Genomic DNA, 26,650 nt, shown 5'->3' on the forward strand with positions numbered 1-26,650 from the left:
ATGGAGCAGAAAATGGCGGAACTTCGCGCACTATCCTTCCTGCCGGTCGATACCGACGCATTGACCACCGTGCCGGGACGGATTGCCGTCTTCATCACCCCCGATCTGAAACTCAGCGCCGGGGCACGACGGTTGAACCGTTTGACCAAGGGCGCATTGGCCCGCGCCACCGCATCCGAGGCATGGGACAAGCTGGCCGAAGGCAAGGTGATGTCGCTCAATTGGCCCGCGGGGCTTGAGGCCGACGCGGTCGATCTGGTCAAGTTGTCCCGCCGCCCGTCGCACAGTTTGGCGCGCAAGGTGGGGGCGGCATTGGCGGTGGCGGCAGGCGCGTCGGCGATGACCGTGCTGGTCGAAGGCACCAACCGCGCCGAAGAGATCGCGCTCGGCGTGGCCCTGCGCGGCTACGGCTTTGACGATCACAAGACCACCAAGGCCGATGCCTTTGGGCCTGCAACGTTTATGTGTGCCAAGCCCGAAGAGGCCGCCGCCGCTGCGGCACCACGCATCGCGGTGGCCGAAGGCGTGCATTTCACCCGTGATCTGGTCAACGAACCTGCCAATGTGCTGACCACCACGGAATTCGTCACACGTCTTGAGGCGCTGCGCGATCTGGGCGTCGAGGTTGACGTGCTCGAAGAAGCCGCGCTGGCCAAGCTGGGCATGGGGGCGCTGTTGTGTGTCGGACAGGGGTCTGACAGCCCGTCCAAAGTGGTCATCATGCGCTGGACCGGGGGGGCCAAAGGCGATGCGCCGCTGGCGCTTATTGGCAAGGGTGTGGTGTTCGATACCGGTGGAATTTCCCTCAAACCTGCCGCTGGCATGGAAGACATGACCATGGATATGGGCGGTGCGGGTGTGGTTGCCGGTGTGATGCACGCCCTGGCCAAACGCAACGCCAAGGCCAATGTGGTCGGCATGGTGGGGCTTGTCGAAAACATGCCCTCGGGCAACGCGGTGCGTCCCGGTGATGTGGTCACCTCGATGAAGGGGGACACCATCGAAGTGGTGAACACCGACGCCGAGGGCCGTTTGGTTCTGTGTGACGTGATGTGGCACGCCCAAGAGGCCGAGAAACCCGCCGCGATGATTGATCTGGCCACCCTGACCGGGGCCTGCATCATCGCCTTGGGCCATGAAAACGCCGCTGTCTTTTCCAACAATGATCCCCTGGTCGGCGCGTTCCTCAAGGCAGCCGAGGCCGAAGACGAAGGCGCGTGGCGCATGCCCTTGGGACAGGCCTATGACGACATGCTCAAATCCCCCGTGGCCGATATGAAAAACGTCGGCGGGCGCCCCGCCGGGTCGATCACCGCGGCACAGTTCCTCAAGCGGTTCGTCAAGGACGACATGCCGTGGATTCACCTCGACATTGCCGGGGTGGCCCATGTCAAAAGCGATCTGGACCTGTCGCCCAAAGGGGCCACAGGCTGGGGCGTGCGGGCGCTGGACCGTCTGGTCGCGGATATGTTCGAAAAGTCCGAGTGACCCATGGGGGCTGCGTATTTCTACCACCTGACCCAAAAGCCGCTCGAGGCGACCTTGCCCATGTTGTTGGGCAAGGCGCGTGGCGCGGGCTGGCGGGTTGCGGTGCGCGGGACAGATGCGGCCCGGCTGGACTGGCTCGATCAAAAGCTGTGGCTGGGGGCCGAGGACGGTTTCCTGCCACACGGGTTGGCTGGCGGTCCGCATGACGCGGCGCAGCCGGTGCTTCTGACACTGACGAAAGAGGCGGCAAACGCGCCGCAATGCCTGATGACCGTGGACGGCGCAGAGGTGGCACCCGACGAGGTGCACGCGCTTGAGCGGGTTTGCGTGCTGTTTGACGGCAACGATCCGGCAGCGGTGGATGTGGCACGCGGCCAATGGCGCACCCTGACAAGTGCTGGGTGTTCGGCGCAATATTGGTCCGAGGAATCGGGGCGCTGGGAAAAGAAGGCTGAGGCCTGATTTCGGACGTATTAACAATTGGTTAAATGGTCAGTGCCCATGACCCATTGTTTCGCACGCGAAACACTGGGTCCGCTTCGGACCTATCGTGCCAGACCCCATTGTGAGCCCTTTCCCTTTGCCCTAGGCTTTGTTCCAAACCTGACCTTGAGGGAGGAAAGCAGGCCATGAGCAAGAGCTTCGACATGATCGTGATCGGTGCGGGCCCCGGTGGCTATGTCGCCGCCATCCGTGGCGCGCAGCTTGGGTTGAATGTTGCGATTGTCGAACGCGAACATCTGGGCGGTATTTGCCTCAACTGGGGCTGTATCCCGACCAAAGCCATGCTGCGCACCTCTGAAGTCTTCCACCTCATGCACCGCGCCGCCGAATTCGGGCTCAAGGCCGAAGGCATCGGCTATGATCTGGAAGCGGTCGTCAAACGCTCTCGCGGGATAGCCAAACAGCTTAATTCCGGCGTTGGCCATTTGCTCAAGAAAAACAAAGTCACCGTCGTGATGGGCGAGGCCACGATCCCCTCCAAGGGCAGTGTGAAGGTCAAAACCGACACCGGCACCGAAGACCTGACGTCCAAGAACATCATTCTCGCCACCGGCGCGCGTGCCCGCGAATTGCCGGGGCTTGAGGCCGACGGCGATCTGGTGTGGACCTACAAACACGCGCTGGTGCCAAAGCGGATGCCGAAGAAGCTTCTGGTCATCGGATCGGGCGCGATTGGCATTGAATTTGCCAGTTTCTACAACGCCTTGGGCGCCGAAACGACAGTGGTCGAGGTGATGGACCGCATCCTGCCTGTCGAGGATTCCGAAATCAGCGGTTTCGCAAAGAAACAGTTCGAAAAGCAGGGCATGATGATCCGCGAAAAGGCGCTGGTCAAACAACTGGATCGCGGTAAGGGCATGGTGACCGCCCATATCGAACAGGGTGGCAAAACCACCAAGGAAGACTTCGACACGGTGATCTCTGCCGTTGGTATTGTTGGCAACACCGAAGGGCTGGGGCTTGAGGCTTTGGGCGTCAAGGTGGACCGCACCCATGTTGTGACCGACCCGATGTGCCGCACCGGGGTCGAGGGTGTCTATGCCATCGGCGATATCGCAGGCGCGCCGTGGTTGGCGCATAAAGCCAGCCACGAAGGTGTGATGGTGGCCGAACTGATCGCTGGCGGGCATCCCCACCCGGTGTCACCGGACAGCATCGCGGGCTGCACCTATTGTCAGCCACAGGTCGCAAGCGTGGGTCTGACCGAGGCGCAGGCCAAGGAGCAAGGCTTCGATGTGAAGGTCGGTCGCTTCCCGTTTATTGGCAATGGCAAGGCGATCGCCTTGGGAGAGCCTGAAGGGCTGGTCAAAACCGTCTTTGATGCGCAAACAGGTGCGCTGTTGGGGGCGCATATGGTGGGGGCCGAGGTGACAGAGCTCATTCAGGGCTATGTCATTGGGCGGCAGTTGGAGACCACGGAGGCAGACCTGATGCAAACAGTCTTCCCGCATCCGACCTTGTCCGAGATGATGCACGAGAGCGTGTTAGATGCCTGGGGGCGGGCGATTCACTACTGATTTGCCGTTTCCGGTGACTGAAACGGACCCTGCGGTGACGCAGGGTGGCTGATCACACGTGCTGACCGCCATTCACCTCGATTTCGGTGCCCGTGACGTAGCTGCTTTGATCCGAGCATAGGAAATAGATCACATCCGCCACTTCCTGAGGCTGGCCCAGGCGTCGCATCGGGAGCTTCTCGACGATCTTGTCGGTGCCTTCGCTCAGGATGCTGGTTTCAACCTCGCCCGGTGCAATGGCATTCACGCGCACGCCTAAGGGCCCGAAATCATGCGCCATTTCGCGGGTCAGGGCGGCCAGTGCCGCCTTGGACGTGGCATAGGCCGCGCCGGCAAACGGATGCACCCGCGCGCCTGCAATGGAGGTGACGTTCACAATCGCGCCTTGCGCACGCGCCAGTTCATCTTTCAGGCCGCGCCCGAGCACCACGGAGGCAAAGAAGTTGACGTGAAACACCTTGCCCCAGTCGCGCAGATCGGTGTCCAGCGTGCTCAGCCGTTCGCCGTTTGGCCCTTTGGGGGAAATCCCCGCATTATTGACCAGCGCATCGAGCCGTCCGCCGTCTAGCCGTTCCTTGACCGTGCGGACCGCCTCCATCGTTTGCTGCGGATCGGCAAGATCGACCTGAATGTGGTTGCGCTCTCCGCCGGGCCAGGGGCAATTCGGCGAAAACGCCTGCCGCGAACAGCTGATCACGCGCCAGCCTTCGGCGGCGAACTTCTTGACGGTGGCATGGCCGATCCCCCGGCTTGCGCCGGTAAGCAGCAGGGTACGTTGGTGCGGTGTGTCTGACATGCGGTCACCCTAGGGGATGTTGGACTGCGGCGCGAGGACCAAAGCGTGTCAGTCGCGGTTGGCAAAGAAGGTGGCGATTTTTGGCTGAAGCCACGCCCAGATTTTCGGCGCACCATGGTTGATCTTGGGGCCGATCTGGGTGGCAAACCGGTCATAGCTGACGTTGTAGTCGATCCATGATCCACCGCCCGAGGCAAGGTTCTGCATCGGTGGTTGCATCCGGTCGATGGATTTGGCGAACTGGGCTTCGGGTGTCAGGTTGGCCTCGAACTCATCCCAGATCGCGCGGAACGCCTGCGCCTGATCATCGGGGAGCAGACCAAAGATGCGGTCAGCCGCGGCCTGTTCCCGCTTGGCCAAGTCATCGGCATCATGAGTGCCAAAGACCGGCGCGTCGCCCGCGTCGATCTCGACCAGGTCATGCAAGAGCAGCATTTTGAGGATCTTGGCTGTGTCGAGCGGCGCTTCGGCGTGTTCGGTCAGGACCAGCGCATAGAGCGCGATGTGCCACGAATGTTCGGCGCTGTTTTCCATCCGCGAGCCGTCACACAGGGTGGTGGCGCGCAGGATGGATTTCAGGCGATCCGCTTCGTTCAGGAACGCCATCTGTTGGTCGAGACGGGACATGCGACCTCTGGTGTTTCGGGAAAGCTGCGGGTCAGCGCCCGAAGTTTTCATCTTTCTTCTGGCCTTCGATCCGCGCCCGGATAAAGGCGCGGGCCTTGCGTTCGGCAAGCCGCACACGGATCGCGGTCAGGAAGGCTTCTTCCAAGGTGGTGGAGGCGGCGCCAAGTTCGGCCGCGACCTCCATGAAGAAGCGGTCATCGTCGAGATGCTTCATCGCCTTGAGCGTATCGTCGGCGAGCTTTTCAGCAAGGTCTTGAACCATCGACATGCGGAGATTTCCTTAGCGGGTGTTTTCGGTGAGGCGGCGCTTTACATAGGTGCTGACCGTGTCGATCATCGTGTCCATATGCGGCTCCTTGAAGAAGTGGTCCGCGCCTTCGACTTGGGTATGGGTGACGGTGATGCCCTTTTGTTCAGACAGTTTGCCCACCAGCGATGTGGTGTCAGCAGGCGGGGCCACGCGGTCTGATGTGCCGTTGATGATCAAACCCGAGGACGGGCAGGGTGCGAGGAACGAAAAGTCGTACATGTTCGCAGGCGGGCTGACCGAGATGAAGCCGGTGATTTCCGGACGGCGCATCAAAAGCTGCATGCCGATCCACGCGCCAAAGCTGAAACCGGCGACCCAGCAATGCTTGGAATTGTTGTTCATGGATTGCAGGTAATCCAGCGCGGAGGCCGCGTCTGACAATTCGCCAATGCCCTGATCATATTCGCCCTGGCTGCGCCCGACACCGCGGAAATTGAACCGCAACACTGTGAAGCCCATGTTGTAGAAGGCGTAGTGCAGATTATAGACCACCTTGTTGTTCATCGTGCCGCCAAACTGCGGATGCGGGTGCAGAATGATGGCGATGGGTGCGTCGCTTTCTTTCTGGGGATGGTAGCGGCCTTCGAGGCGGCCTTCTGGTCCTGGAAAAATCACCTCGGGCATGGGTGCTGGTGGCTCCTGATTGGGTACCGGTGTTGTGATGCGTTAATCTTGACAGCTTCACTCGGGCTTCTTAGAATGGTTCTAAATCGGGATATTCCCCGAAACAGTTATCCGCACATAGGCAATTGCCCCTGCAAGGTCAATTGTGTCGCACGGACGTTTGGGAGACGGCCATGAAACTGAGCACCAAGGGGCGGTATGCGATGGTTGCGTTGGCGGATATCGCAATGCAGCCCGATGGCACGCTTGTCACGCTTGGCGATATCGCCACGCGGCAGGATGTGTCCTTGCCGTATCTTGAGCAGTTGTTCGTCAAGCTGCGCCGCAGTGGGCTGGTCACATCGGTGCGCGGTCCGGGGGGCGGATACCGATTGGCGCGTCCCGCCAGCGAGATTCGCGTCGTGGAGGTGTTTGCGGCTGTGGACGAGACCGTGGACGCCATGCACAAAGGGGCAGGCGCGTCCGGGGGGCTTTCGGGCAGCCGGGCGCAATCCATGACCAACCGGCTGTGGGAAGGCCTGTCGGCGCATGTCTATGTGTTTTTGCACCAGACGCGGTTGTCGGATGTGGTGGACAATTCACTGGCCCCTTGTCCTGCGGTGCCAAACCTGTTCGCCGTGGTGGACGAGTGATGGTGTCGCATTGGCTGCGCCAATCCGACAGAATGGGGGCTCTGCCCCCTGCGCGCTGTGCGCGCCTCCCCCGAGGTATTTGGGGCCCAAAGAAACCGGGAGCGGTTTGAGTGGCCCGGGTGTTTCTGGATTATAACGCCACGGCCCCTTTGCGGTCAGAGGCGCGCGCGGCGATGATTGCGGCGATGGATGTCGTGGGCAATCCGTCGTCGGTCCATTCCGAGGGACGTACGGCCAAGGCGTTGGTCGAACGGGCGCGGGCACAGGTTGCTGCGGCCTTTGGAGCGGATGGTGCGGATATTGTGTTTGTGTCCGGCGCGACCGAGGCTGCCGCTTTGGCCTGTGCCGGGCGCGGGTTGCTGGGGGCCGAGGTCGAGCATGACGCGGTGCGGGCGTGGATTGACCCGGTTTTGCCTGTGGATGCGACGGGGCAGGTGCATCTGAGCGCACCTGCGCGGTCAGCGGTGCAATTGGCGAATTCGGAAACCGGCGTGGTGCAGGAGCTGCCGCAGGGATTGGCCGTGGTGGATGCGACGCAGGCCTTTGGCAAGATCCCCTTGGCGTTCAATTGGCTTGGGTGCCAGATGGCGTTGATCTCGGCGCACAAGCTGGGCGGGCCCAAGGGCATTGGCGCGCTTGTGATGACGCGGGGCACAGAGCTGGCTGCGCAGATCCGCGGGGGCGGGCAGGAGATGGGCCGCCGGTCAGGGACTGAAAACCTGGTTGGGATCGCCGGGTTTGGCGCCGCGGCAGAGGCGGCGGCGCGGGATTTGGATGCCGGCGTCTGGGATCGGGTGGAAAAACTTAGAAACATTCTAGATTCTTCTCTTGAGGCTGGCGCAAAAGAGACTATTTTTGTCGGGAAAGGCGTTCGGCGGTTGCCGAACACCACCTGCCTTGTGACGCCGGGCTGGAAGGGCGAGACCCAAGTGATGCAGATGGACCTTGCGGGCTTTGCGATCAGCGCGGGGTCGGCCTGTTCCAGCGGCAAGGTCAAGGCCAGCGCGGTTCTGACTGCGATGGGGTTTGATACGGTCTCGGCCAGCTGCGCCATTCGGGTGTCGCTTGGCCCTGGGACAACAGAAGACGATGTTATGCGGTTTGCCGAAACATGGCTGACCAAATGGAAGAAACACCGCGCGCGCGCCGCGTGAGACAACCGGAAAGAGGTACGAAGCATGGCTGCTCTGGACAATACGACCGTCAAGGAAGGCGTCGATCAGGAAACCGTCGATGCCGTACGCGAAGTGGGTGGGGCCTATAAGCATGGCTGGAACACCGATATCGAGATGGAGTATGCGCCCAAGGGGCTGAACACCGATATCGTTCGCCTGATCTCGGAAAAGAACGGCGAGCCGGAATGGATGCTCGACTGGCGTCTGGCGGCCTATGATCGCTGGCTTCAGAAGGACGAGCCCAAATGGGCGATGGTCGATTACCCCGAGATCGACTTTCAGGACCAGTACTATTATGCGCGCCCCAAAAGCATGGAGGTGAAGCCGAAATCCTTGGATGAGGTCGATCCGAAACTGCTGGCGACGTATGAAAAGCTTGGTATCCCGCTTAAGGAGCAGTTGATCCTTGCCGGGGTTGAGGGGGCTGAAGACATGCCTGCCGAGGGCCGCAAGGTGGCTGTGGATGCGGTGTTTGATTCCGTGTCCGTGGGCACGACCTTCCAAAAAGAACTGCGCGAGGCGGGCGTAATTTTCTGCTCGATCTCGGAGGCGATCCAAGAACATCCCGAGCTGGTGAAGAAATACCTCGGGTCCGTGGTGCCGGTGTCTGACAACTACTATGCGACGCTCAATTCTGCGGTGTTCTCGGACGGGTCATTTGTTTACGTGCCGCCGGGTGTGCGCTGCCCAATGGAGCTGAGCACCTATTTCCGGATCAATGCCGAAAACACGGGCCAGTTTGAACGGACATTGATCATTGCCGACAAGGGCTCTTACGTGTCCTACCTCGAAGGCTGTACAGCGCCGCAGCGCGATATCTCGCAGCTGCATGCGGCGGTTGTCGAAATCATCATCGAAGAAGATGCAGAGGTGAAGTATTCCACCGTTCAGAACTGGTATCCCGGCGATGAGAACGGCAAGGGCGGCATCTATAACTTTGTGACCAAACGTGCCGACTGCCGGGGCGACCGGGCCAAGGTGATGTGGACGCAGGTGGAAACCGGGTCTGCGGTGACGTGGAAATACCCGTCCTGCATCCTGCGCGGCGATGACAGCCAGGGCGAGTTCTATTCCATCGCCATCGCCAACAATTACCAGCAGGCCGATACCGGGACCAAGATGATCCATCTGGGCAAGAATACAAAGAGCCGGATCGTGTCCAAGGGCATCAGCGCGGGTCATGCGCAGAACACCTATCGGGGCCTTGTGTCGATGCACCCGAAGGCCAAGAACAGCCGCAATTATACCCAGTGTGACAGCCTGCTGATTGGCAGCCTGTGTGGCGCGCATACGGTGCCGTATATCGAGGTGAAGAACAATTCCAGCCGGGTCGAGCACGAGGCAACCACGTCGAAGGTGGATGATGACCAGCTGTTCTATTGCCGCCAGCGCGGTATGGACGAGGAAGAGGCCGTGGCGCTGGTCGTCAACGGGTTCTGCCGCGACGTCTTGCAGGCCCTGCCGATGGAATTTGCCATGGAAGCGCAGCAGCTTGTGGCGATCTCGCTTGAAGGGTCGGTGGGGTGAAAAAGCTGGCGATCGGCCTGCTTTTGACCGCTGCCGTTTTGCCAATGGCGGGTGGATTGGTGTCACTGCCTGGGGCCAGCCAGAAATTGCCTGCGGGGGTGAATATGTGGGGGATTGCGCCAAACGGCGCGGCGCCCCTGGATATGATGAGATAAGGCTGATCCATGTTGCGCGCTGTTCTTATGACCTCGGTGATCACGGGTGTGTTTTGCGCGGTGTTTGCCGCGTTCGTTGATGTGATTACCGACGCCTTGGATATGTGGGTGGTGATTGCACTGGCGTTTTTATCAGGCTTCACCGGGTCGCTGTTTGCGCAAGTTGTTTTAAAGAGGACGACATGATTATTACGACAACAAACTCTATCGAGGGCCAGAAAATCCTTGAATACAAGGGCATTGTGGTGGGAGAGGCGATCATGGGGGCCAATGTGGTCCGGGATATGTTTGCGTCGATCACGGACATCGTCGGTGGCCGCTCTGGGGCGTATGAGGCCAAGTTGCAGGATGCGCGTGACGTCGCCATGCGTGAGTTGGAGCAGCGCGCGGTGGCGCTTGGGGCCAACTCGGTGGTCGGCGTCGATCTGGATTACGAAGTTGTTGGCAATTCGATGCTTATGGTGTCGGCCAGCGGCACAGCCGTGTTGACGGATCGCGGATAAGGACGGCTGAGGTGGAACGCCCGAACATTATACGCTTGCGCACGCTGCACGATCTGCTGTCGCCCGAACGGCTGACCGAGATCGTGGACGTGGGTGCCAATCCGGTCAATGCGCCGGATTATGAGGACATGTTTGCCTCTGGTCTGGTGCGTGTGACGGGGTTCGAGCCACAGGAGGAGGCGTATCTTGAGCTTGCTGCACAGGAAAATGACCGCGCGCGGTTCTTTCCTTACGCGGTGGGCGATGGCGGCACGCATGATTTGCGGGTCTGCAAAAGTTCAGGCTTCACGTCGCTTCTGGAGCCACGGGTCAAAACCTATGATTTCCTTGGACGGTTCCACAAGCAGGGCCGTGTGTTGGAGCGGGTGCCGGTCCCCACGCGCCGCTTGGACGATATTTCCGAGATCGCAGAGGTCGATTTCCTGAAGATCGACATTCAGGGCGGTGAGGTTGACGTGTTCGAGAACGCGCGCGAGACGTTGAAATCCTGCGTTGCGATCATGACCGAAGTGGCGTTTGTGCCGCTTTATGAAGACCAGCCTTTGCTGGATGCGCAGATGGCGGTTTTGCGCGGGCAGGGGTTCCATCTGCACAAGTTCATGTTTGCGAAATCCATGCCGATGCCGTCCTCGCTCAAGGTTAAGTTGCGGCGGCAGACCAGCCGGAATCAGTTGATTGACGGCGATGCGGTGTTCATCCGCGATCTGCTGGATCTTGAGACCGTTTCGGACGAGCGGCTCAAGCATTTGGCGCTGTTGGCGGACGGGTGTTTCGGCAGTTTCGATCTGGTTGTCCGGTGCCTGTCACACCTGGTGGATCGTGGGACCGTGACCGAGGCGGATTGCCAAGCCTATTTCGCGCATTTGGATACGGCCTAGATTATGGAAAAGCCTGTCCCTGATACGCCGGTCATTGACCGCCCCGTCCTGACCTTTCCCGAAGAGGTGAGCGATTGGGTGCGCGAGTTGTATGCGCGGGCGGATGTGATTCTTGAATATGGCAGCGGTGGGTCCACCGTTCTGGCCTCTGAGATGGCTGGCAAGACGGTCTATTCGGTGGAATCCGATCCCGATTGGTGCCAGATGATGCAGGTTTATTTCGATCACGCGGGGACCACATCGGATGTGACCTTGCATTACGCCAATGTCGGGCCAGTCGGAAAATGGGGACGTCCCAAGACCGATGCGAAATGGGCGCGCTATCATCGCTATCCCAATTCGGTTTGGGATTTGGACGGGTTCAAAGCTCCGGATTTGGTGCTGGTGGACGGGCGGTTTCGCACTGCCTGTGTGCTGACCGCGATGCTGCGGACGGAAAAGCCGGTGACGGTGCTGTTCGACGATTATATCGGCCGCAGCCAGTATCAGCGGATCGAACGTTTTGTGAAGCCGGTTGAGATGCGTGGGCGGATGGCGCGGTTCGAGATTGAACCGACCGACCTGCCCAAGCGCGATCTGACGGAAATTCTGACACTTTACACGAAATCATTCTGACGCAGGCGCGTTGGGCACGGAAACACGAGAGAGGGAAAGAAATGCTGGAAATCAAAAACTTGCACGTTCAACTTGAGGAAGAAGACAAGCAGATCCTCAAGGGTGTGAACCTGACGGTCGAGGCGGGCAAGGTCCATGCGATCATGGGTCCGAACGGGTCGGGCAAATCGACCCTGTCCTATGTGTTGTCCGGCAAAGGTGGCTACGAGGTGACCGAAGGGTCTGCAACGCTGGACGGCGAAGACATTCTGGACATGGAGCCGGAAGAGCGCGCCGCCGCTGGCGTTTTCCTTGCATTCCAGTATCCCGTCGAGATTCCCGGTGTGGGCAACATGACCTTTTTGCGCACCGCGGTGAATTCCCAGCGCAAGGCGCGCGGACAAGACGAAATGTCTGCGACAGAGTTTCTCAAGGTGATCCGCGCCAAGGCCAAAGATTTGCAGATCGACGCAGACATGCTCAAGCGTCCGGTCAATGTGGGCTTTTCGGGTGGCGAGAAAAAGCGCAACGAAATCCTTCAGATGGCGATGCTTGAGCCAAAGATGTGCATTCTTGACGAGACCGATTCCGGTCTTGATGTGGACGCGATGAAGCTGGTTGCGGATGGCGTGAATGCGCTGCGCGACGAGGGCCGTGGGTTCCTTGTCATCACGCATTACCAGCGTCTTTTGGACCATATCAAACCGGATGTGGTGCACATCATGGCGGATGGCCGGATCATCAAGACCGGTGGACCCGAGCTGGCGCTTGAGGTCGAAAACAACGGCTATGCGGATATTTTGGCGGAGGTGGCGTAATGGCCTTGCCGCAGATCAAACAGGATGCCACCGACGCGCGGTTGGCGGCGCTTGACCTGCCCGCGGGCGGGTGGTCCGACGCGGCGCGCGCCGATGCGCTGAGCCGGGTCAAAGCAATGGGCCTGCCCAGCGGGCGGGACGAGTATTGGAAATACACCAAGCCCGACACTTTGGTGCAGGCCGAAGCGCCCAAGGCGGCAGTGCTCAAGACTGATGAAGGCCCGGTCTTTGGTGAGGTGGAGCGCCTCAAGATCGTGTTCGTGGACGGGGTGTTCGACCCGGACGCCTCTGATGATCTGGCGATGGCGCATGTGAGCATCGACCGTCTGGCCGACGCGCCGGATATTCATTGGGCCAAAGACCTGTACGGTGTTTTGGAAACACGGGGTCAGACCCCGGTGCACCGCCCCTTGGCGGCGCTGAACACGGCGTTTGCAGCGGATGGTGTGCTGATCCATGTGACGGGCAAGGCACCCAAGCCGATCAGCCTGATTTATCGCCATGTGTCAGAGGCTTCTGATGCGATCCTCCACCATGTTGTGAAGATTGACTCAGGTGCGGAACTGACCTTGCTTGAGAACGGCCCAGCAGCGGCGCGGTTCAACAAATGCATGGAAGTCGAGATCGCCGACGGCGGCGTCTTTCACCATGTGCGGGCTCAAGGCAGGGACCACGAACGCCGTGCGGCCACCGCGATTTTCACCCGTTTGGGCGAGGAATCAGTGTTCAAGTCGTTCACGCTGACGGCAAACGGGGTGCTGACGCGCAATGAATGTGTGATCGAACTGACCGGCGACAATGCCACCGCGCATATTGCCGGGTGCTGCGTTGGAGATGGCGATTTCCACCACGACGACACGGTGTTCATCACCCATGACGCGGTGAATTGCGAAAGCCGTCAGGTGTTCAAGAAGGTCTTGCGCAATGGGGCGACGGGCGTGTTCCAGGGCAAGATCCTGGTGAAGGCAGGCGCGCAGAAGACCGATGGCTACCAGATCAGCCAGTCGCTTTTGCTTGACGAGGACAGCCAGTTTCTTGCCAAGCCGGAACTTGAGATCTACGCCGATGACGTGGCCTGTTCGCATGGGTCTACGTCCGGTGCGATCGATGAAGAGGGTCTGTTCTACCTGCGGTCTCGGGGGATCGAAGAGGGACCGGCGACCAACCTGTTGACCATCGCGTTCCTTGCCGAAGCGGTCATGGAGATCGAGGACCAAGCGCTTCAGGATGAAATCAACAGCCGCATTGACGCGTGGCTGTCGCGGCGCAACGGCTGATCGTCCGGTGCCGTTTACACAGGATATCGCGGCCACGTATCGGGGGCCGGGCAAGGTTGTGCGCCGTCTGCTAGACGCCGGACAGCGCGAAGACCGCGCCCTGGCCATCCTGATGGGGGCCTGCGTGATCCTGTTCGTGGCGCGCTGGCCTGCGCTGGCGCGTCAGGCACATCTTGAGGGACAAGAGCTGAATATGCTCTTGGGTGGCACGTTGATGGCGACGGTGTTCTTTGCACCGCTCATCTTTTACGCGCTTGCCTTGCTGGCGCATCTGATAGCGCGCGCAGTGGGAGGCACAGGCCCGGCTTACAACGCACGGCTGGCGTTGTTCTGGAGCTTGCTGGCATCTTCGCCGCTGATCCTGTTGAACGGGCTGGTGGCGGGCTATATCGGAGCTGGTATCCAGTTGACGATCGTTGGTCTGATCTGGTTTTGCGTGTTCATGTGGTTCTGGATTGCGAGCATGTTGGCAGTTTATCGCGGGGTCCAAGCGTGACAATTGACGGCTTTCTGAGACTTGCTCTCAACACGGTGACTGCACCGCGCGATGTTGCGCGGTTGTTGATGGCGATGAACCTGCCGTCGCAGGCCGTGTGGTTGGCCTTTGCGCTGGTGATCGTGCTGAACACGATGATGTTTTCGGTATCGCTCATGGTCACACCAGCGGATGAGCTGTTTGGCCCGATCCTTGGCAGTCCGGTGGTCTTTGCGTTGATGCTGGCGCTGTCCGTGGGCGCATTGATTGTGGCTGTGACTTTGTGTGGGCGGCCTTTGGGGGGTGTGGCAACGCTTGATCAGGTTGCGGTTCTCGTGATCTGGTTGCAGGCGTTGCGGGTGTTGATGCAGGCGGTTGTTGTGGTTCTTGGCCCGATCAGCCTGTTTTTATCGGGGGTCGTGATCAGCGCCGCATCGGTGCTGGGCATTTGGATCTTCTTGAATTTCATTGATGTGGCCCACGAGATCGGAAGCCTGCTGCGTGCAGGACTGATTTTGCTGTTGGCCGTGGTGGGCATGATGCTGGGCCTGAGCCTGATCTTCAGCCTGCTTGGCATCTCGACCGGAGGGATTCCTGGATATGTATGACGTCACCGAAATCCGTCGTGATTTCCCGATCCTGTCGCGCGAGGTGAACGGCAAGCCGCTGGTGTATCTCGACAACGGGGCAAGTGCGCAAAAGCCGAAGGTGGTGATTGACGCGATCACGCGGGCCTATTCCGAGGAATATGCCAACGTGCATCGAGGGCTTCATTACCTGTCGAACCTCGCAACCGAAAAATACGAAAGCACGCGCGGCGTGATTGCGAAATTCCTTGGTGTGAAGGACGAAGACGAGATCGTCATGAACACCGGCACCACTATGGGCATCAACACGGTTGCCTATGGCTGGGCGATGCCGAACCTGACGGCAGGCGACGAGATCATCCTGTCGGTGATGGAGCATCACGCCAACATCGTGCCCTGGCATTTCCTGCGCGAACGGCAGGGGGTGGTCATCAAATGGGTGGATGTGGATAGCACCGGTTATCTTGATCCGCAGGCGGTGATTGACGCGATGGGCCCCAAGACCAAGCTGGTCGCGGTCACGCATCTGTCCAACGTGCTGGGCACGGTTGTGGATGTCAAAACCATCTGCGACGCGGCACGCGAACGGGGCATTGCGACGCTGATCGACGGATCTCAGGCGGCGGTGCATATGCCGGTCAACGTGGATGACATCGGCTGCGATTTTTATGCCATCACTGGGCACAAGCTTTACGGTCCATCCGGGTCCGGTGCGACCTTCATGAAAAAGGCCCGCATGGCCGAGATGCAGCCCTTTCTGGGGGGCGGTGACATGATCCGCGAGGTCCACAAGGACGAGGTGACTTGGAACGACGCGCCCATGACGTTCGAGGCAGGCACCCCCGGTATCGTGCAGCAGATCGGGCTGGGCGTGGCGCTGGATTACATGATGGGTTTGGGGATGGACAATATCGCCGCCCATGAAGCCCGTTTGCGTGACTATGCCCGCACAAGGCTGGACGGCCTCAATTGGCTGCAAGTGCAGGGGACAACGCCGAATAAAGCAGCCATCTTTAGCTTTACGCTGGACGGGGCCGCGCATGCGCATGACATTTCGACCATCCTTGACAAAAAGGGTGTCGCGGTGCGGGCGGGACAGCATTGCACAGGCCCGCTGATGGACCATCTTGGTCTGACGGCCACCTGTCGGGCGTCGTTCGGATTGTACAACACAGAAGAAGAAGTGGACAAACTGGTCGATGCGCTTGAATTGGCGCATGATCTGTTTGCTTGAATTGGGAAAGAAAATGGCAACCATATCCTTGCGCCGTGCGCGCACCATCATCCGCAAAACGCTTGAGGCGGGCCGCGCAGCCGAAATGAAGCCGCTTTCGGTGATTGTTCTTGATGCCGGTGGCAATGTGCAGGCGTTCGAGCGCGAAGACGGGGCCAGCCCGGGCCGGTTCCAGATCGCCCATGGCAAAGCGTACGGCGCGGTTATGCTGGGCATGGCGGGCACGGCACAGATGCAGCGCGCCGAGGCGCAGGCGTATTTCATCGCCGCTGCGAACGGGGCGCTTGGTGGTCAGTTGATCCCGGTGCCCGGTGGCGTGTTGGTGCGCGACGCAAAGGGTGCGGTGCTGGGCTCTGTCGGGGTGACAGGTGATACGTCGGACAATGATGCCATTGCCGCGACGGCTGGGATCGAAGCGGTTGGATTGACAGCCGAGATATAGGGAACATCACATGGCGCGGCCTGTCGTCGGAATCATCGGTAACCAGTACCTCATTAACGATCAGTACCCGGCCCATGCGGGCGGTTCGATTAATTCCGAGGCGGTTGCGCAAGTGGCGGGCTGCATCCCGCTGGTTGTTCCGGCTGATCCGCGCTTTGTGACGGTTGAGGAACTGCTGTCGGTTTGTGACGGGTTCCTGCTGACGGGCGGTCGTCCGAATGTTCATCCCGAAGAGTACGGAGAGGCCGAAACCGAGGCGCACGGTGCGTTTGACCGTGCGCGTGATGCGATCACCTTGCCGTTGGTGCGGGCCTGCGTTGAGCGCGGCCAGCCTTTTCTGGGCATCTGCCGGGGTTTCCAAGAGGTGAACGTGGCCATGGGCGGCACGCTCTACCCCGAGATCCGCGATCTGCCCGGGCGGATGAACCACCGCATGCCGCCCGATGGCACGCTTGAGGAAAAGTTCGCCCTGCGCCACGTTGTGACGGTGCAGGAGGGCGGCGTGTTCCACCGGCTGTTTGGCGCAACCGAGGTGATGACCAACACGCTGCACGGTCAGGGGATCAAGACCCCCGGCGCGCGTATCGTGATCGAGGGCCACGCGACGGATGGCACCCCAGAGGCGACGTATGTGAAGGACGCGCCGGGCTTCACCCTGTCGGTGCAATGGCACCCGGAATGGGACGCGGCCAACGATCCGGTTTCGCGGCCGTTATTTCAGGCGTTCGGCGACGCGGTCCGGGCCTGGAGGCAAGGTGAAATCGTCGGCGGAGACCGCGTCACTGCGGTATAATCCTCCTTGGATCGAGATTGTCCTGCTCAGGTCACAGCTTTGCGCTGTTTGAACTCAGGTGTGTCCCAAAGCCGGTCACGCATGATCCGGGCGAGAATTTCAACGGCCACATCCACATCGCCTTCGCTGATGTAAAGCGGCGTGAACCCGAACCGCATGATATCCGGCGCGCGGAAATCCCCGATGACCTTATGTGCGATCAGCGCCTGCATGGCGGCGTAGCCATCGGCAAAGTGAAAGCTGACCTGCGATCCGCGCTGCACGGGATCTCGCGGGCTGGCCAGTTCCAGATCGGGACAGGTGGCCTCAACCCCGGCGATAAAGCGTTCGGACAGCGCGATGGAGCGTGCGCGCAGGTCTTGCAGGTCGACTTCGTCCCAAACGTCCAGTGCCGCCTCGAGCGCGGCCATCTGCACAATCGGCGGCGTGCCGACGCGCATCCGGGCTATCCCTGCACCTGCCTTGTAGCCAAGATCAAAGGCAAACGGGCTGTCATGACCCAGCCAGCCTGACAAGGCGGGCAGGGCCGTGTCAGCATGGCGCGGCGCGACATAGATGAAAGCGGGCGCGCCGGGGCCACCGTTGAGGTATTTGTAGGTACAACCGATGGCGAAATCCGCCCCGGACCCGGCGAGATCTACTGGGAATGCGCCTGCGGAATGGGCCAGATCCCAAACCGTGACCACGCCATGCGCGTGCGCCTTTGCGGTGAGGGCCGCCATGTCGTGCTTGCGCCCGGTGCGGTAATCCACCTCGGTGATGAGCGTCACGGCAATCTCGTCGGTGATCGCCGCCTCGACCTCTTCGGGGGCGACAAGGCGCAGTTCGTATTCCGGACCCAGCAGGGAAATCAGCCCCTCGGCCATGTAGAGGTCAGACGGGAAATTGCCGGTGTCCGACAGGATCACCCGGCGCTCCGGGGTGAGCTTGATCGCGGCGGCAAGCGCCTGGAACACCTTGATCGACAACGTGTCACCAACCACCACATGCCCCGGCTCTGTGCCGATCAGACGGCCAATCCTGTCTCCCATGCGTGCGGGCATCTCCATCCAGCCACAGCCGTTCCAGCCGGTGATGAGGTGTTCGCCCCATTCCGCCGTGACGGTCTGCGCCACGCGGGCGGCAGCGGCCTTTGGCAAGGGGCCAAGGGAATTGCCGTCGAGATAGATCATCCCCTCGGGCAGGTGAAACGCGTCACGGGTGGCGGTGAAATCGGTCATGCTCAGAACTTTCAAAGACTGGTGCGCAGGTGCCAGAGATCGGGGAAAAGCTCAACCTCCAGCATGCGTTTGAGATAAGATACGCCGCCCGTGCCCCCGGTGCCGCGTTTCAGGCCGATGACCCGTTCGACGGTGGTGACGTGGTTGAACCGCCAGCGGCGGAAATAATCTTCTAGATCGACCAGCTTTTCTGCCAATTCATACAGATCCCAATAGCGCGCTGGGTCGCGGTAGACCTCGGCCCAGGCCGCTTGCAGGGTGTCGTCGGGTTGGTGCGGTTTGGTTCGATCTCGATGCAACGCAGCCTCGGGTAGGGGCATTGCCTGCGCCAGCCGCTTAAGCGCGCAATCATAGAGCGATGGCTTGCCCAACTCGGCATGCAGGCGGGCTTCGAGGTCTGGCCGGTGGGCATGTGGTTTGATCATTGCGGGGTTGCGGTTGCCCAACAGGAATTCGATCTCGCGGTACTGCGACGATTGAAACCCCGAGCTTTGGCCCAAGGTTTCGCGGAACGTGGTGTAATCGCTGGGTGTCATGGTGCGCAGCACATCCCACGCTGAATTGAGCTGTTCAAAGATGCGCGTCACCCGCGCCAGCAGCTTGAATGCGGGGCGGATGTCATCGGCGGACAAGGTCTCGCGCGCGGCGTGCAGTTCGTGCAGGGCCAGCCGCATCCAAAGTTCGGAGGTCTGGTGCTGGATGATGAACAGCATTTCGTCATGCGCGGTGCTGAGCGGGTGCTGCGCGTCAAGCACGGCATCCAGACCAAGGTAATCGGTGTAGGACATGCGCCGGTCAAACGACATCTGCGCGCCGTCACGGGCCGGATCGTAGGGATCGGTCAAAACTCGCCCCCCGCGATCTGGATCGCCTGGCCGTTCACACTCCCTGAATGGGCACCGCAAAGCCAAAGTGCTGTATCGGCCACTTCTTCGGGTGTGATCAGGCGGCCATGTGGGTTCGCCCCAACCATGACGTTCCTCGCATCAGCCTCGCTCATGCCCGTGCGGGCCATGATGCGGTCGATGTTCTGCGGGACGATTTCGGTGTCCACATACGCAGGACAGATGGCGTTGAAGGTGTAGGGCTTGCCTAGGTAATCCGCAGCCAGCCCCCGGATGAGGCCAATCATCGCATGTTTCGACGCGGTATAGCAGGGCGCGCCCTTCAGGCCCCTGAGCCCGGCGATAGAGCTGATGGCGATCACGCGGCCCCACTCGGTCTCGTGCATCGACTTCAGGCTTTCGCGGATCGTCAGGAATGTGCCGTCAATATTGGTCGCCATCATGTTGCGCCAGAACGCCATATCCATCTTGTGCAGAGCACGTCCCTCGGCGATCCCGGCATTGGGCACACAGATCTGAATTGCACCACGGGATGCGACCGCATGGGCGATCCCGTCCACCACAGACGCTTCGTCCTGCACATCCATCACTAGGGGGTGCAGATCATGCGCTTTGGCCGCCGTATCCAACACCTCGGTCCGGCGTCCGGTGATCGTGACAACCGCGCCTGCGCCGCGCAAAGCCACCGCAATGGCCAGACCAATGCCCGTACCGCCCCCGGTGACCAGCGCATGTTTGCCGCCCAATGTCATGGTGTTCTCCCCGTTCCCGTTTCTGCGACCGTACCGGTCTGGGGCGCGGTGGCAAGGCACACCAGAGGAAAGGGATTGCATTTCTCATTCGATTTCGTGAATGTGTCCGAATTAGGAGGAGACCATTCATGCGCCTGACACTTATCATTGCCGCCAGCGTCTTGGCTGCCGCAGCCCAAGCCAGCGAAGACATTGCCGACAAATATCCGCAATCCGAGCTGTATAACAAACCGGTGGAGGTGATCCCGCATGTGTTCTCGGCCATCGGGGCCACTGCGCCGCCCACCTATGAAAACGCGGGCCATAACAACAACCTGAGCTTTGTTGTGACGGGTGACGGCGTTGTGGTGATCAATGGCGGCGCATCAGCGCGGCTGGCCGCGGCGCTGCACGACGAGATCAAGGCCGTGACCGACCAGCCGGTCAAGTTGGTGATCAATGAAAACGCGCAAGGCCATGCAATGCTGGGCAATTCCTATTGGGCCGCACAGGGCGTGGATATCCTTGCCCATGCCGATGCCATTGCCGTGGTCGAAGCGGATGGCGATTTCATTCTGCAAGGCATGCAAGGCTACAACCGCGACAGGGCCGAAGGCACCGAAGTTGTCGCCGCCAATATCAGCTTTGACGATGAATATGTGATAGAGATGGGCGATGTGACGCTGCATGCATTGCATCTGGGCCCGGCGCATGATCCGGGTGATGTGCAGGTGTGGATTCCGCAATGGGACATCGTCATCGCGGGCGATATCGCCTTTCACGAACGCATGCCGCCGATCTTTGCAGAAACCGACACGGATGCCTGGATCGAGACCTTTGATGGCCCTTTCACCGCGCTCGGGGCGACATATGTAATCCCCGGACACGGCCACCCGACCAACATGGCGCAAGTAACGCGCTATACCTCCGACTACATCAAAGATCTGCGCGCCAAGATCGCTGTGCATATCGAAGAGGGGGGCGATCTGGCGGGTGCCTATTACGTGGACCAGTCGCAATGGGTACATCTGGACACGTTCGAGGAACTGGCGACACGCAACGCGGGCCGGGTGTTTGAAGAGATGGAATGGGAATAGACGCATTGCCCTGATCTTCTTCTTTTTGCCAAATGAGCATTGGAGGCCTTGCCCCCCAAGCGTTCTCGTCAACGGAAACGCGGAGATGCGTCAACGCATCTTCGTTCGCCCCGGATTGACGTTGCATCCTGATCTGACCAGTGTCGCGCAGCACAACGCACAAGGGGCAAATCATGCAGCCGAACATCCTGATTCTGATGGTGGATCAACTCAACGGGACTCTGTTTCCCGATGGTCCGGCCGATTGGCTGCATGCGCCCAACCTCAAGAAACTCGCGGCCCGGTCCACCCGGTTCCAGAACGCCTATACCGCAAGCCCGCTTTGCGCGCCGGGGCGGGCGGCGTTCATGTCGGGGCAGCTTCCGTCGGCCACGGGAGTCTATGACAATGCCGCCGAATTTCCATCCTCCATTCCCACCTACGCACATCACCTGCGCCGCGCGGGCTATTACACTGCGCTGTCGGGCAAGATGCATTTCGTGGGGCCGGATCAGCTTCACGGGTTCGAGGCACGGCTGACCACTGACATCTATCCGGCGGACTTCGGCTGGACCCCTGACTACCGCAAGCCGGGCGAACGGATTGACTGGTGGTATCACAATATGGGCTCGGTCACCGGCGCGGGTGTGGCCGAGATCACCAACCAGCTCGAATATGATGACGAGGTCGCCTATCAGACCAAGCTGGCGCTGTATGAGCGCGCGCGCGGCAAGGACGACCGCCCGTGGTGTATCACGACAAGCTTCACCCATCCGCATGACCCCTATGTGGCGCGGCGCAAATACTGGGATTTATACGAAGACTGTGATCATCTGCTGCCCGAGATCCCGGCAATGTCGTATGACGACCATGACCCGCACGCCAAACGCATCTTTGATGCAAATGACTGGCGCAATTTCGACATTTCAGAAGAAGACATCCGCCGGTCCCGCCGCGCGTATTTTGCCAATATCTCGTATCTTGACGACAAGATTGGCGAGATACTGCAAGTGCTTGAAGACACGCGGCAAGAGGCGATCATTCTCTTTGTCTCGGATCACGGGGATATGCTGGGCGAACGTGGCCTGTGGTTCAAGATGTGCTTCTACGAAGGCTCTGCGCGGGTGCCGCTGATGATCTCAGCGCCGGACATGGCGGTTGGGCTTGTGCGCGACCCGGTCTCAACCATTGATGTCTGCCCGACGCTGTGTGCGCTGGCCGGGGTGAGCATGGACGAGGTCATGCCCTGGACCACGGGAGAATCCTTGGTATCGCTGGGTCAGGGGGCTGAGCGGACCAGCCCGGTGGCGATGGAATATGCCGCCGAGGCGTCGAACGCGCCGCTGGTGTCGCTGCGCTATGGCAAGTGGAAGTACAACCGCTGCTCGCTCGATCCCGATCAACTGTTTGATCTGGAGGTCGATCCCCATGAGCTGACCAATCTGGCAGATCACCCGGACCATCAGGGCACTGTGCAGACTTTGCGCGCCAAGTCCGAGGCCCGCTGGGATTTGGCGCGGTTCGATGCGGATGTGCGGGGCAGTCAGGCGAAACGCTGGGTGGTCTACGAGGCGTTGCGGCAGGGGGGATATTACCCTTGGGATTACCAGCCCTTGCGCGATGCCTCCGAGCGGTTCATGCGCAACCATATGGACCTGAACGTGCTTGAGGGAAACCAACGCTTCCCGCGCGGGGAATAAATTAACTTTTCTTAACGGTTGCCATTTCGTGGCCAGATTTTTTGGCCCATATAAACGGAATGTTAAGAATTGCTTTGGTCACAGCGGCTTTGGTTTTGGGCACGATGGCCCATGCCGGACCAAACGGCACCATCCGCGTCGTGGACGGGGATACCATCAAGGTGGGTGACACAACCGTGCGCCTGCATGCCATTGACGCGCCAGAGGTGGATCAAATGTGTGGCGATGCGCAAAGCCCGGCTTGGCTCTGCGGTGCATGGGTGCGCGACAAAACCCGCGAGATGTTCGAGGGCCGCACTGCCCGTTGCACCTCCACGGATACCGACAGATATGGTCGCGTCGTTGCCAAATGCAGCGCCAATGGGCGCGATATCGGCGAAACGCTGGTCAGCGAGGGTTTGGCCTTTGCCTACCGCGATTACGGGATGGATTACGACTTGGCGGAAAAAGGCGCCGCGGTGACTGCGCGCGGATTGCATGGCACTGGTGTCATGTCTCCGGCAGCGTTCCGGTCGGCGCAACGCGATGCTGCGCAAACCGATCAGAGGCAGGCTGCGCGCAACACTGTGCCTGAGGCGATCAACCCGGCCTGTGTGATCAAGGGAAATATCAGCCGGAATGGCGAAAGCCGCATCTACCATCTGCCGGGGCAGAGACATTACGACGACACGCGTATCTCTGAACACAACGGCGAACGGTGGTTTTGCTCTGAGGCCGAGGCACGCGCTGCGGGATGGAGAAAAGCGCGAAAGTGATGCCGGTTTGATCCGGGTCAATGTGGCGCGGCATCCTGTCTGTCAGGCTCGTCTCAAGATCACATCAGGAGAGGAGTGAACCCATGTCGCACACCCCGCATGAATTGGCCGAGGAATTCCCCGAGCACGTTGAAAAGATGAGCGCGCTCAAACAGTCGGACGCGCATTTTGCCAAGCTGTTTGCCAGCTATCATGACATCAACCGCAGTGTTCACCGCGCTGAAACCAATGTTGAACCCATGGACACATTGGCCGAAACCGACCTGCGCAAACAGCGCGGTGCGTTGAAGGACGAAATCTGGAGCTATCTACAGAAGTGATCAGTCCAGCAGGGCGGTGATCGCATCGGTCACCGTTCGGGACAGGGGTCGCACATTCGATCCGAATGTCGCGGCCACGCTGCCATCCGGGGCAATCAGCACCTTGTTAAAGTTCCACTTTGGCGTGAACCCTACCTCTGCCTCAAGCCATGCGTAGAACGGATGCGCCCCGTCCCCCAAGATCGGGGTGATGGTTGTCATGGGAAAGTCGAGGCCAAAATTCACCTCGCAGAATTCCTGCACGTCTTCGTTTGATGCAAGCTCTTGTCGGAAGTCATTGGACGGGATGGCCAACACCACAAGGCCTTGATCGCGGTAGGTGTCATAAAGTGTCTGTAGCCCGTCATATTGCCGTGTATATCCACAGCGCGAGGCGGTGTTCACCACCAGAACCGGCTGCCCGCGCCATTCGGCCAGATCAATCTCGCCGCCATCCATTGACGCGAAGGTAAAGCCCGACATGGCGGCATTGGCCAACGGCGCCAAGCACACGATCAGAGCAGCAAGTAACACACGCATTTCGGGTCTCCTTGCGAAAGTATCTAGGCGGCACCGCCCAAAGGGAAAGCCTCAGGGTCTGCGAAACACCATGACAAGCCCGCGATCCTGCGCGGCGTTTTCGTAGACATTGCGACAAGTGCCTTGCGCGGATGCAGGCATCGGCCGATATTTCCTGGATCAGAGGCAGGGGGCGTGACATGGTCGGCGGATGGGCCCGAGGCGGTGCGGTGCAAGATCAGATCGACGCGTCGATCAATGACGAGCTTGCACGGCTCAAAGCGCGCAAGACCCCTGTGGGCGTCAGCCTGAGCCATTGCGCAGAATGTGAAGAGCCGATCCCAGAAAAGCGTCGCAATGCGTTGCCCGGTGTAAAGCTGTGCATTGCGTGTCAACAAGAGCGCGACAGCGTGTTTCAGGCGCGCGCAGGGATCAATCGACGCGGGTCCAAGGAGTCGCAGCTGAAATAAAGTGGCTGGTTGCCACCAGCGCAGGGTATCTCGCCTGCGGCTTGGGGCCTTTTTGCAAGGTGTCGCGGGTTTCTGCCGCTCCGATTAACGGCCACCTGGGCACTGGCATATTTTTCAAAAAGAAGAAGCAGGGGGATGGCGCGCACCCTCCTGCTTCTTCTTTTTCCAAATATGCACCCATGACATTGCAGGTTGCGCGACGTTGTTGGATCAGCCCTCCATCGCCTCCAGTTCGTCAATGAAGCCCGAGATCATGCTGAGACCCTTGTCCCAGAACTTGGGATCGCTGGCGTCCAGCCCAAACGGGGCAAGCAGGTCTTTGTGGTGTTTCGATCCACCCGCCTTGAGCATGTCGAAATACTTGTCCTGAAAGCCGTCGGGGTTTTCCTGGTACACCGCATACAGCGCATTCACCAAGCCATCCCCGAAGGCATAGGCATAGACATAGAAGGGCGAATGCACGAAATGCGGGATATAGGCCCAGAAGGTTTCGTACCCGTCCATGAATTCAAACTCTGGCCCAAGCGATTCCGCCTGAACAGACATCCACAATGCGTTGATATCATCGGGGGTGAGTTCACCGCCCCGTCGTGCTTCGTGCAGCTTGCATTCGAAATCGTAAAACGCGATCTGGCGCACGACCGTGTTGATCATGTCTTCGACCTTGCCAGCCAGAAGCACTTTCTTTTCGGCATCGTCCTTGGCGTTGTCCAGCATCCTGCGGAAGGTGAGCATTTCGCCGAAGACGGATGCGGTTTCCGCAAGTGTGAGGGGGGTAGAGGACAGCATCTCGCCCTGTTCGGCGGCAAGCACCTGATGCACGCCGTGGCCCAGTTCGTGTGCCAGGGTCATCACGTCGCGCGGTTTGCCCAGGTAATTGAGCATGACGTAAGGATGCACATCCGTCACCGTGGGGTGGGCGAACGCGCCCGGTGCCTTGCCGGGTTTGACGGCGGCATCGATCCAGCCTTTGGTGAAGAACGGCTTGGCGATCTCGCCCATGCGGGGGTCGAAATCGGTATAGGCGGTCATTACGGTCTGTTCGGCTTCGTCCCAGCCGACAATACGGGTTGCCTCCATGGGCAGGGGGGCGTTGCGATCCCAGACCTGCATGACGTCCAGCCCAAGCCATTTGCGCTTGAGCGCATAGTAGCGGTGGCTCAGCTTGGGGTAGGCGGCGACCACGGCGTTGCGCAGCGCCTCGACCACTTCGGGTTCAACATCATTGCTCAGATGGCGTCCGGTCTGGGCGGTGGGCATGCCACGCCAGCGGTCCATGACCTCTTTTTCCTTGGCTTGGGTGTTGTGCACGCGGGCGAAAATCTTGATGTTTTCGGCAAACACAGCGGCCAGTTCCTTGGCGGCGGCTTCGCGGACAGACCGCTCCTGTTCGGTCAAAAGGTTCAGCACGCCCTCGATGGTGAGCGGGTCGCGATCAACCTCGAATTCCAGCCCGGCAATGGTTTCATCGAACAGCCGTTCCCACGCGTCGCCAACCACCCCCATGTCGTGCAGGAATTTCTCCATCTCGTCCGACAGTTGGTAGGGCTTCATCGCGCGGATGCGGCGGATGGCGGGTTTGTAGCGGGCAAGATCGGCATTCGCATCGAACAGCGCGTCCACAACCGCGTCGTCAATGCGGTTCAGTTCCAGTGTGAAGAAGACCAGCGGCGTAGTGTAATTGGTGATCTTTTCCTGATGGTCGGACAGGAATTTCGCGCGCTTTGCGTCTGTGGTAAGCTGGTAGTAGCGCAAACCCGCATAGGACATGATACGGCCCGCGATGTTTTCGATCTTCTCGTGCCGGTGAATTGCCGTTAGGAAGTCTTGTGCGCTTAGGTCTGCCAGTTTGCCTTCGAAATCCGTGGCAAAGCTGCGGCAGGCGTCTTCCAGCCAATCCAGATCGCGCTTGAGCTCTGCCGCGTCATCGGACGGATAGAGGTCGGTCAGGTCCCATTCCGGCAGGTCGCCATAGCTTTTGCCACCGCTCAGGGCATTGGCGTCATAGGTCGGGGAAGGCGTGCGCAGCATCGGGTGTCTCCTGTTCCGTGTTGCCTTGGAACCTGTGCCGTGTCGGCG

At 60.0% G+C, this 26,650-nt stretch carries 31 protein-coding genes; 22 read left to right on the forward strand and 9 right to left on the reverse strand.

Features of this window, described 5'->3' with window-relative positions; translation table 11 throughout:
- Positions 1 to 12: 12 nt before the first annotated feature.
- From ACSHXH_RS11145 to lpdA, 3 genes are all read left to right on the forward strand, one after another.
- Complete coding sequence (locus tag ACSHXH_RS11145) at positions 13 to 1,488, forward strand: leucyl aminopeptidase (protein WP_435671871.1); 1,476 nt, start codon at positions 13 to 15, stop codon at positions 1,486 to 1,488.
- 3 nt (positions 1,489 to 1,491) lie between these two features.
- The gene (locus ACSHXH_RS11150) at positions 1,492 to 1,950 is read left to right on the forward strand and encodes a DNA polymerase III subunit chi (RefSeq protein WP_435671872.1); all 459 of its coding nucleotides are present in this window, start codon (positions 1,492 to 1,494) and stop codon (positions 1,948 to 1,950) included.
- A gap of 167 nt (positions 1,951 to 2,117) precedes the next feature.
- On the forward strand, positions 2,118 to 3,509 hold the full coding sequence (gene lpdA, locus ACSHXH_RS11155; RefSeq protein ID WP_435671873.1) for a dihydrolipoyl dehydrogenase: 1,392 nt from the start codon (positions 2,118 to 2,120) through the stop codon (positions 3,507 to 3,509).
- A gap of 52 nt (positions 3,510 to 3,561) precedes the next feature.
- On the opposite strand, the gene ACSHXH_RS11160 is transcribed toward lpdA, so the two are convergent.
- Genes ACSHXH_RS11160 through ACSHXH_RS11175 form a run of 4 tightly spaced genes read right to left on the reverse strand, consistent with a single transcriptional unit; the run spans position 3,562 to position 5,866 of the window.
- On the reverse strand, positions 3,562 to 4,305 hold the full coding sequence (locus ACSHXH_RS11160) for an SDR family NAD(P)-dependent oxidoreductase (protein WP_435671874.1): 744 nt from the start codon (positions 4,303 to 4,305) through the stop codon (positions 3,562 to 3,564).
- A 48-nt stretch (positions 4,306 to 4,353) separates the two neighbouring features.
- Positions 4,354 to 4,932, reverse strand: coding sequence for an HD domain-containing protein (locus tag ACSHXH_RS11165; protein ID WP_435671875.1), 579 nt, complete (start codon positions 4,930 to 4,932; stop codon positions 4,354 to 4,356).
- Between the two features lie 31 nt (positions 4,933 to 4,963).
- Positions 4,964 to 5,200 carry a hypothetical protein gene (locus ACSHXH_RS11170; protein WP_435671876.1) on the reverse strand — a complete coding sequence of 79 codons (237 nt, stop codon included), beginning with the start codon at positions 5,198 to 5,200 and terminating at the stop codon, positions 4,964 to 4,966.
- Between the two features lie 12 nt (positions 5,201 to 5,212).
- Positions 5,213 to 5,866 carry an alpha/beta hydrolase gene (locus ACSHXH_RS11175; RefSeq protein ID WP_435671877.1) on the reverse strand — a complete coding sequence of 218 codons (654 nt, stop codon included), beginning with the start codon at positions 5,864 to 5,866 and terminating at the stop codon, positions 5,213 to 5,215.
- Between the two features lie 173 nt (positions 5,867 to 6,039).
- Between ACSHXH_RS11175 and ACSHXH_RS11180 the strand changes: the two genes are divergently transcribed.
- The 14 genes from ACSHXH_RS11180 (at position 6,040) to ACSHXH_RS11245 (ending at position 16,956) form a co-directional block, all read left to right on the forward strand.
- On the forward strand, positions 6,040 to 6,498 hold the full coding sequence (locus ACSHXH_RS11180; RefSeq protein WP_435671878.1) for an Rrf2 family transcriptional regulator: 459 nt from the start codon (positions 6,040 to 6,042) through the stop codon (positions 6,496 to 6,498).
- A 110-nt stretch (positions 6,499 to 6,608) separates the two neighbouring features.
- Entirely contained in the window at positions 6,609 to 7,652 is a 1,044-nt protein-coding gene (locus tag ACSHXH_RS11185; protein ID WP_435671879.1) for a cysteine desulfurase family protein, read from the forward strand.
- Positions 7,653 to 7,676: 24 nt separating this feature from the next.
- Complete coding sequence (gene sufB, locus ACSHXH_RS11190; RefSeq protein ID WP_435671880.1) at positions 7,677 to 9,200, forward strand: Fe-S cluster assembly protein SufB; 1,524 nt, start codon at positions 7,677 to 7,679, stop codon at positions 9,198 to 9,200.
- A 164-nt stretch (positions 9,201 to 9,364) separates the two neighbouring features.
- Positions 9,365 to 9,541 carry a hypothetical protein gene (locus ACSHXH_RS11195; RefSeq protein ID WP_435671881.1) on the forward strand — a complete coding sequence of 59 codons (177 nt, stop codon included), beginning with the start codon at positions 9,365 to 9,367 and terminating at the stop codon, positions 9,539 to 9,541.
- A complete protein-coding gene (locus ACSHXH_RS11200; protein ID WP_435671882.1) occupies positions 9,538 to 9,858 on the forward strand; it encodes a heavy metal-binding domain-containing protein in 321 nt (106 codons plus the stop codon). Before ACSHXH_RS11195 ends, ACSHXH_RS11200 begins: the two co-directional genes overlap by 4 nt.
- 11 nt (positions 9,859 to 9,869) lie before the next feature.
- The gene (locus tag ACSHXH_RS11205; RefSeq protein ID WP_435671883.1) at positions 9,870 to 10,736 is read left to right on the forward strand and encodes an FkbM family methyltransferase; all 867 of its coding nucleotides are present in this window, start codon (positions 9,870 to 9,872) and stop codon (positions 10,734 to 10,736) included.
- A 3-nt stretch (positions 10,737 to 10,739) separates the two neighbouring features.
- Positions 10,740 to 11,351, forward strand: a complete 612-nt coding sequence (locus ACSHXH_RS11210; protein ID WP_435671884.1) for a hypothetical protein — start codon at positions 10,740 to 10,742, stop codon at positions 11,349 to 11,351.
- A gap of 41 nt (positions 11,352 to 11,392) precedes the next feature.
- Positions 11,393 to 12,148, forward strand: coding sequence for a Fe-S cluster assembly ATPase SufC (gene sufC / locus ACSHXH_RS11215; RefSeq protein ID WP_435671885.1), 756 nt, complete (start codon positions 11,393 to 11,395; stop codon positions 12,146 to 12,148).
- Positions 12,148 to 13,425: a SufB/SufD family protein gene (locus ACSHXH_RS11220; protein ID WP_435671886.1), complete on the forward strand. Its 1,278-nt coding sequence runs from the start codon at positions 12,148 to 12,150 to the stop codon at positions 13,423 to 13,425. The genes sufC and ACSHXH_RS11220 overlap by 1 nt, the downstream gene beginning before the upstream one ends.
- Positions 13,426 to 13,432: 7 nt before the next feature.
- Positions 13,433 to 13,921 (forward strand): YIP1 family protein, encoded by a 489-nt coding sequence (locus ACSHXH_RS11225; protein ID WP_435672024.1) that lies wholly within the window; start codon positions 13,433 to 13,435, stop codon positions 13,919 to 13,921.
- On the forward strand, positions 13,918 to 14,508 hold the full coding sequence (locus ACSHXH_RS11230; protein WP_435671887.1) for a YIP1 family protein: 591 nt from the start codon (positions 13,918 to 13,920) through the stop codon (positions 14,506 to 14,508). The genes ACSHXH_RS11225 and ACSHXH_RS11230 overlap by 4 nt, the downstream gene beginning before the upstream one ends.
- Positions 14,501 to 15,721 carry a cysteine desulfurase gene (locus tag ACSHXH_RS11235; RefSeq protein WP_435671888.1) on the forward strand — a complete coding sequence of 407 codons (1,221 nt, stop codon included), beginning with the start codon at positions 14,501 to 14,503 and terminating at the stop codon, positions 15,719 to 15,721. Before ACSHXH_RS11230 ends, ACSHXH_RS11235 begins: the two co-directional genes overlap by 8 nt.
- Positions 15,722 to 15,734: 13 nt before the next feature.
- Entirely contained in the window at positions 15,735 to 16,163 is a 429-nt protein-coding gene (locus ACSHXH_RS11240; protein ID WP_435671889.1) for a GlcG/HbpS family heme-binding protein, read from the forward strand.
- Between the two features lie 10 nt (positions 16,164 to 16,173).
- On the forward strand, positions 16,174 to 16,956 hold the full coding sequence (locus ACSHXH_RS11245; RefSeq protein ID WP_435671890.1) for a gamma-glutamyl-gamma-aminobutyrate hydrolase family protein: 783 nt from the start codon (positions 16,174 to 16,176) through the stop codon (positions 16,954 to 16,956).
- Between the two features lie 26 nt (positions 16,957 to 16,982).
- Here ACSHXH_RS11245 and kynU read toward each other — a convergent pair whose 3' ends face one another.
- The 3 genes from kynU to ACSHXH_RS11260 are packed head-to-tail and all read right to left on the reverse strand — an operon-like array spanning position 16,983 to position 19,773.
- Positions 16,983 to 18,176 (reverse strand): kynureninase, encoded by a 1,194-nt coding sequence (gene kynU / locus ACSHXH_RS11250; RefSeq protein ID WP_435671891.1) that lies wholly within the window; start codon positions 18,174 to 18,176, stop codon positions 16,983 to 16,985.
- 11 nt (positions 18,177 to 18,187) lie between these two features.
- Entirely contained in the window at positions 18,188 to 19,021 is an 834-nt protein-coding gene (gene kynA, locus ACSHXH_RS11255; RefSeq protein ID WP_435671892.1) for a tryptophan 2,3-dioxygenase, read from the reverse strand.
- On the reverse strand, positions 19,018 to 19,773 hold the full coding sequence (locus ACSHXH_RS11260; protein WP_435671893.1) for an SDR family NAD(P)-dependent oxidoreductase: 756 nt from the start codon (positions 19,771 to 19,773) through the stop codon (positions 19,018 to 19,020). The genes kynA and ACSHXH_RS11260 overlap by 4 nt, the downstream gene beginning before the upstream one ends.
- A 128-nt stretch (positions 19,774 to 19,901) precedes the next feature.
- Here ACSHXH_RS11260 and ACSHXH_RS11265 point away from each other — a divergent pair, with 128 nt between their 5' ends.
- From ACSHXH_RS11265 to ACSHXH_RS11280, 4 genes are all read left to right on the forward strand, one after another.
- A complete protein-coding gene (locus tag ACSHXH_RS11265; protein WP_435671894.1) occupies positions 19,902 to 20,849 on the forward strand; it encodes an MBL fold metallo-hydrolase in 948 nt (315 codons plus the stop codon).
- Between the two features lie 170 nt (positions 20,850 to 21,019).
- Positions 21,020 to 22,528 (forward strand): choline-sulfatase, encoded by a 1,509-nt coding sequence (gene betC, locus ACSHXH_RS11270; protein WP_435672025.1) that lies wholly within the window; start codon positions 21,020 to 21,022, stop codon positions 22,526 to 22,528.
- A gap of 59 nt (positions 22,529 to 22,587) precedes the next feature.
- The gene (locus ACSHXH_RS11275; RefSeq protein ID WP_435671895.1) at positions 22,588 to 23,283 is read left to right on the forward strand and encodes a thermonuclease family protein; all 696 of its coding nucleotides are present in this window, start codon (positions 22,588 to 22,590) and stop codon (positions 23,281 to 23,283) included.
- A gap of 83 nt (positions 23,284 to 23,366) precedes the next feature.
- Positions 23,367 to 23,603: a YdcH family protein gene (locus ACSHXH_RS11280; protein ID WP_435671896.1), complete on the forward strand. Its 237-nt coding sequence runs from the start codon at positions 23,367 to 23,369 to the stop codon at positions 23,601 to 23,603.
- Here the strand turns inward: ACSHXH_RS11280 and ACSHXH_RS11285 are convergent, their stop codons facing one another.
- Entirely contained in the window at positions 23,604 to 24,122 is a 519-nt protein-coding gene (locus ACSHXH_RS11285; RefSeq protein ID WP_435671897.1) for a glutathione peroxidase, read from the reverse strand.
- A 179-nt stretch (positions 24,123 to 24,301) separates the two neighbouring features.
- Here ACSHXH_RS11285 and ACSHXH_RS11290 point away from each other — a divergent pair, with 179 nt between their 5' ends.
- Entirely contained in the window at positions 24,302 to 24,571 is a 270-nt protein-coding gene (locus ACSHXH_RS11290; RefSeq protein WP_435671898.1) for a DksA/TraR family C4-type zinc finger protein, read from the forward strand.
- Positions 24,572 to 24,781: 210 nt separating this feature from the next.
- Here the strand turns inward: ACSHXH_RS11290 and ACSHXH_RS11295 are convergent, their stop codons facing one another.
- On the reverse strand, positions 24,782 to 26,602 hold the full coding sequence (locus ACSHXH_RS11295; RefSeq protein ID WP_435671899.1) for a M3 family oligoendopeptidase: 1,821 nt from the start codon (positions 26,600 to 26,602) through the stop codon (positions 24,782 to 24,784).
- Positions 26,603 to 26,650: the final 48 nt, after the last annotated feature.

The organism is Marivita sp., from assembly GCF_051251565.1.
GTDB lineage: Bacteria > Pseudomonadota > Alphaproteobacteria > Rhodobacterales > Rhodobacteraceae > Marivita.

Coding starts and splice junctions, on each gene's coding strand:
- ACSHXH_RS11145 (WP_435671871.1), top strand. CDS start 13: ATGGCGGAACTTCGCGCACTATCCTTCCTGCCGGTCGATACCGACGCA.
- ACSHXH_RS11150 (WP_435671872.1), top strand. CDS start 1,492: ATGGGGGCTGCGTATTTCTACCACCTGACCCAAAAGCCGCTCGAGGCG.
- lpdA (WP_435671873.1), top strand. CDS start 2,118: ATGAGCAAGAGCTTCGACATGATCGTGATCGGTGCGGGCCCCGGTGGC.
- ACSHXH_RS11160 (WP_435671874.1), bottom strand. CDS start 4,305: ATGTCAGACACACCGCACCAACGTACCCTGCTGCTTACCGGCGCAAGC.
- ACSHXH_RS11165 (WP_435671875.1), bottom strand. CDS start 4,932: ATGTCCCGTCTCGACCAACAGATGGCGTTCCTGAACGAAGCGGATCGC.
- ACSHXH_RS11170 (WP_435671876.1), bottom strand. CDS start 5,200: ATGTCGATGGTTCAAGACCTTGCTGAAAAGCTCGCCGACGATACGCTC.
- ACSHXH_RS11175 (WP_435671877.1), bottom strand. CDS start 5,866: ATGCCCGAGGTGATTTTTCCAGGACCAGAAGGCCGCCTCGAAGGCCGC.
- ACSHXH_RS11180 (WP_435671878.1), top strand. CDS start 6,040: ATGAAACTGAGCACCAAGGGGCGGTATGCGATGGTTGCGTTGGCGGAT.
- sufB (WP_435671880.1), top strand. CDS start 7,677: ATGGCTGCTCTGGACAATACGACCGTCAAGGAAGGCGTCGATCAGGAA.
- ACSHXH_RS11195 (WP_435671881.1), top strand. CDS start 9,365: ATGTTGCGCGCTGTTCTTATGACCTCGGTGATCACGGGTGTGTTTTGC.
- ACSHXH_RS11200 (WP_435671882.1), top strand. CDS start 9,538: ATGATTATTACGACAACAAACTCTATCGAGGGCCAGAAAATCCTTGAA.
- ACSHXH_RS11210 (WP_435671884.1), top strand. CDS start 10,740: ATGGAAAAGCCTGTCCCTGATACGCCGGTCATTGACCGCCCCGTCCTG.
- sufC (WP_435671885.1), top strand. CDS start 11,393: ATGCTGGAAATCAAAAACTTGCACGTTCAACTTGAGGAAGAAGACAAG.
- ACSHXH_RS11220 (WP_435671886.1), top strand. CDS start 12,148: ATGGCCTTGCCGCAGATCAAACAGGATGCCACCGACGCGCGGTTGGCG.
- ACSHXH_RS11235 (WP_435671888.1), top strand. CDS start 14,501: ATGTATGACGTCACCGAAATCCGTCGTGATTTCCCGATCCTGTCGCGC.
- ACSHXH_RS11240 (WP_435671889.1), top strand. CDS start 15,735: ATGGCAACCATATCCTTGCGCCGTGCGCGCACCATCATCCGCAAAACG.
- ACSHXH_RS11245 (WP_435671890.1), top strand. CDS start 16,174: ATGGCGCGGCCTGTCGTCGGAATCATCGGTAACCAGTACCTCATTAAC.
- kynU (WP_435671891.1), bottom strand. CDS start 18,176: ATGACCGATTTCACCGCCACCCGTGACGCGTTTCACCTGCCCGAGGGG.
- ACSHXH_RS11260 (WP_435671893.1), bottom strand. CDS start 19,773: ATGACATTGGGCGGCAAACATGCGCTGGTCACCGGGGGCGGTACGGGC.
- ACSHXH_RS11265 (WP_435671894.1), top strand. CDS start 19,902: ATGCGCCTGACACTTATCATTGCCGCCAGCGTCTTGGCTGCCGCAGCC.
- ACSHXH_RS11275 (WP_435671895.1), top strand. CDS start 22,588: ATGTTAAGAATTGCTTTGGTCACAGCGGCTTTGGTTTTGGGCACGATG.
- ACSHXH_RS11280 (WP_435671896.1), top strand. CDS start 23,367: ATGTCGCACACCCCGCATGAATTGGCCGAGGAATTCCCCGAGCACGTT.
- ACSHXH_RS11285 (WP_435671897.1), bottom strand. CDS start 24,122: ATGCGTGTGTTACTTGCTGCTCTGATCGTGTGCTTGGCGCCGTTGGCC.
- ACSHXH_RS11290 (WP_435671898.1), top strand. CDS start 24,302: ATGGTCGGCGGATGGGCCCGAGGCGGTGCGGTGCAAGATCAGATCGAC.
- ACSHXH_RS11295 (WP_435671899.1), bottom strand. CDS start 26,602: ATGCTGCGCACGCCTTCCCCGACCTATGACGCCAATGCCCTGAGCGGT.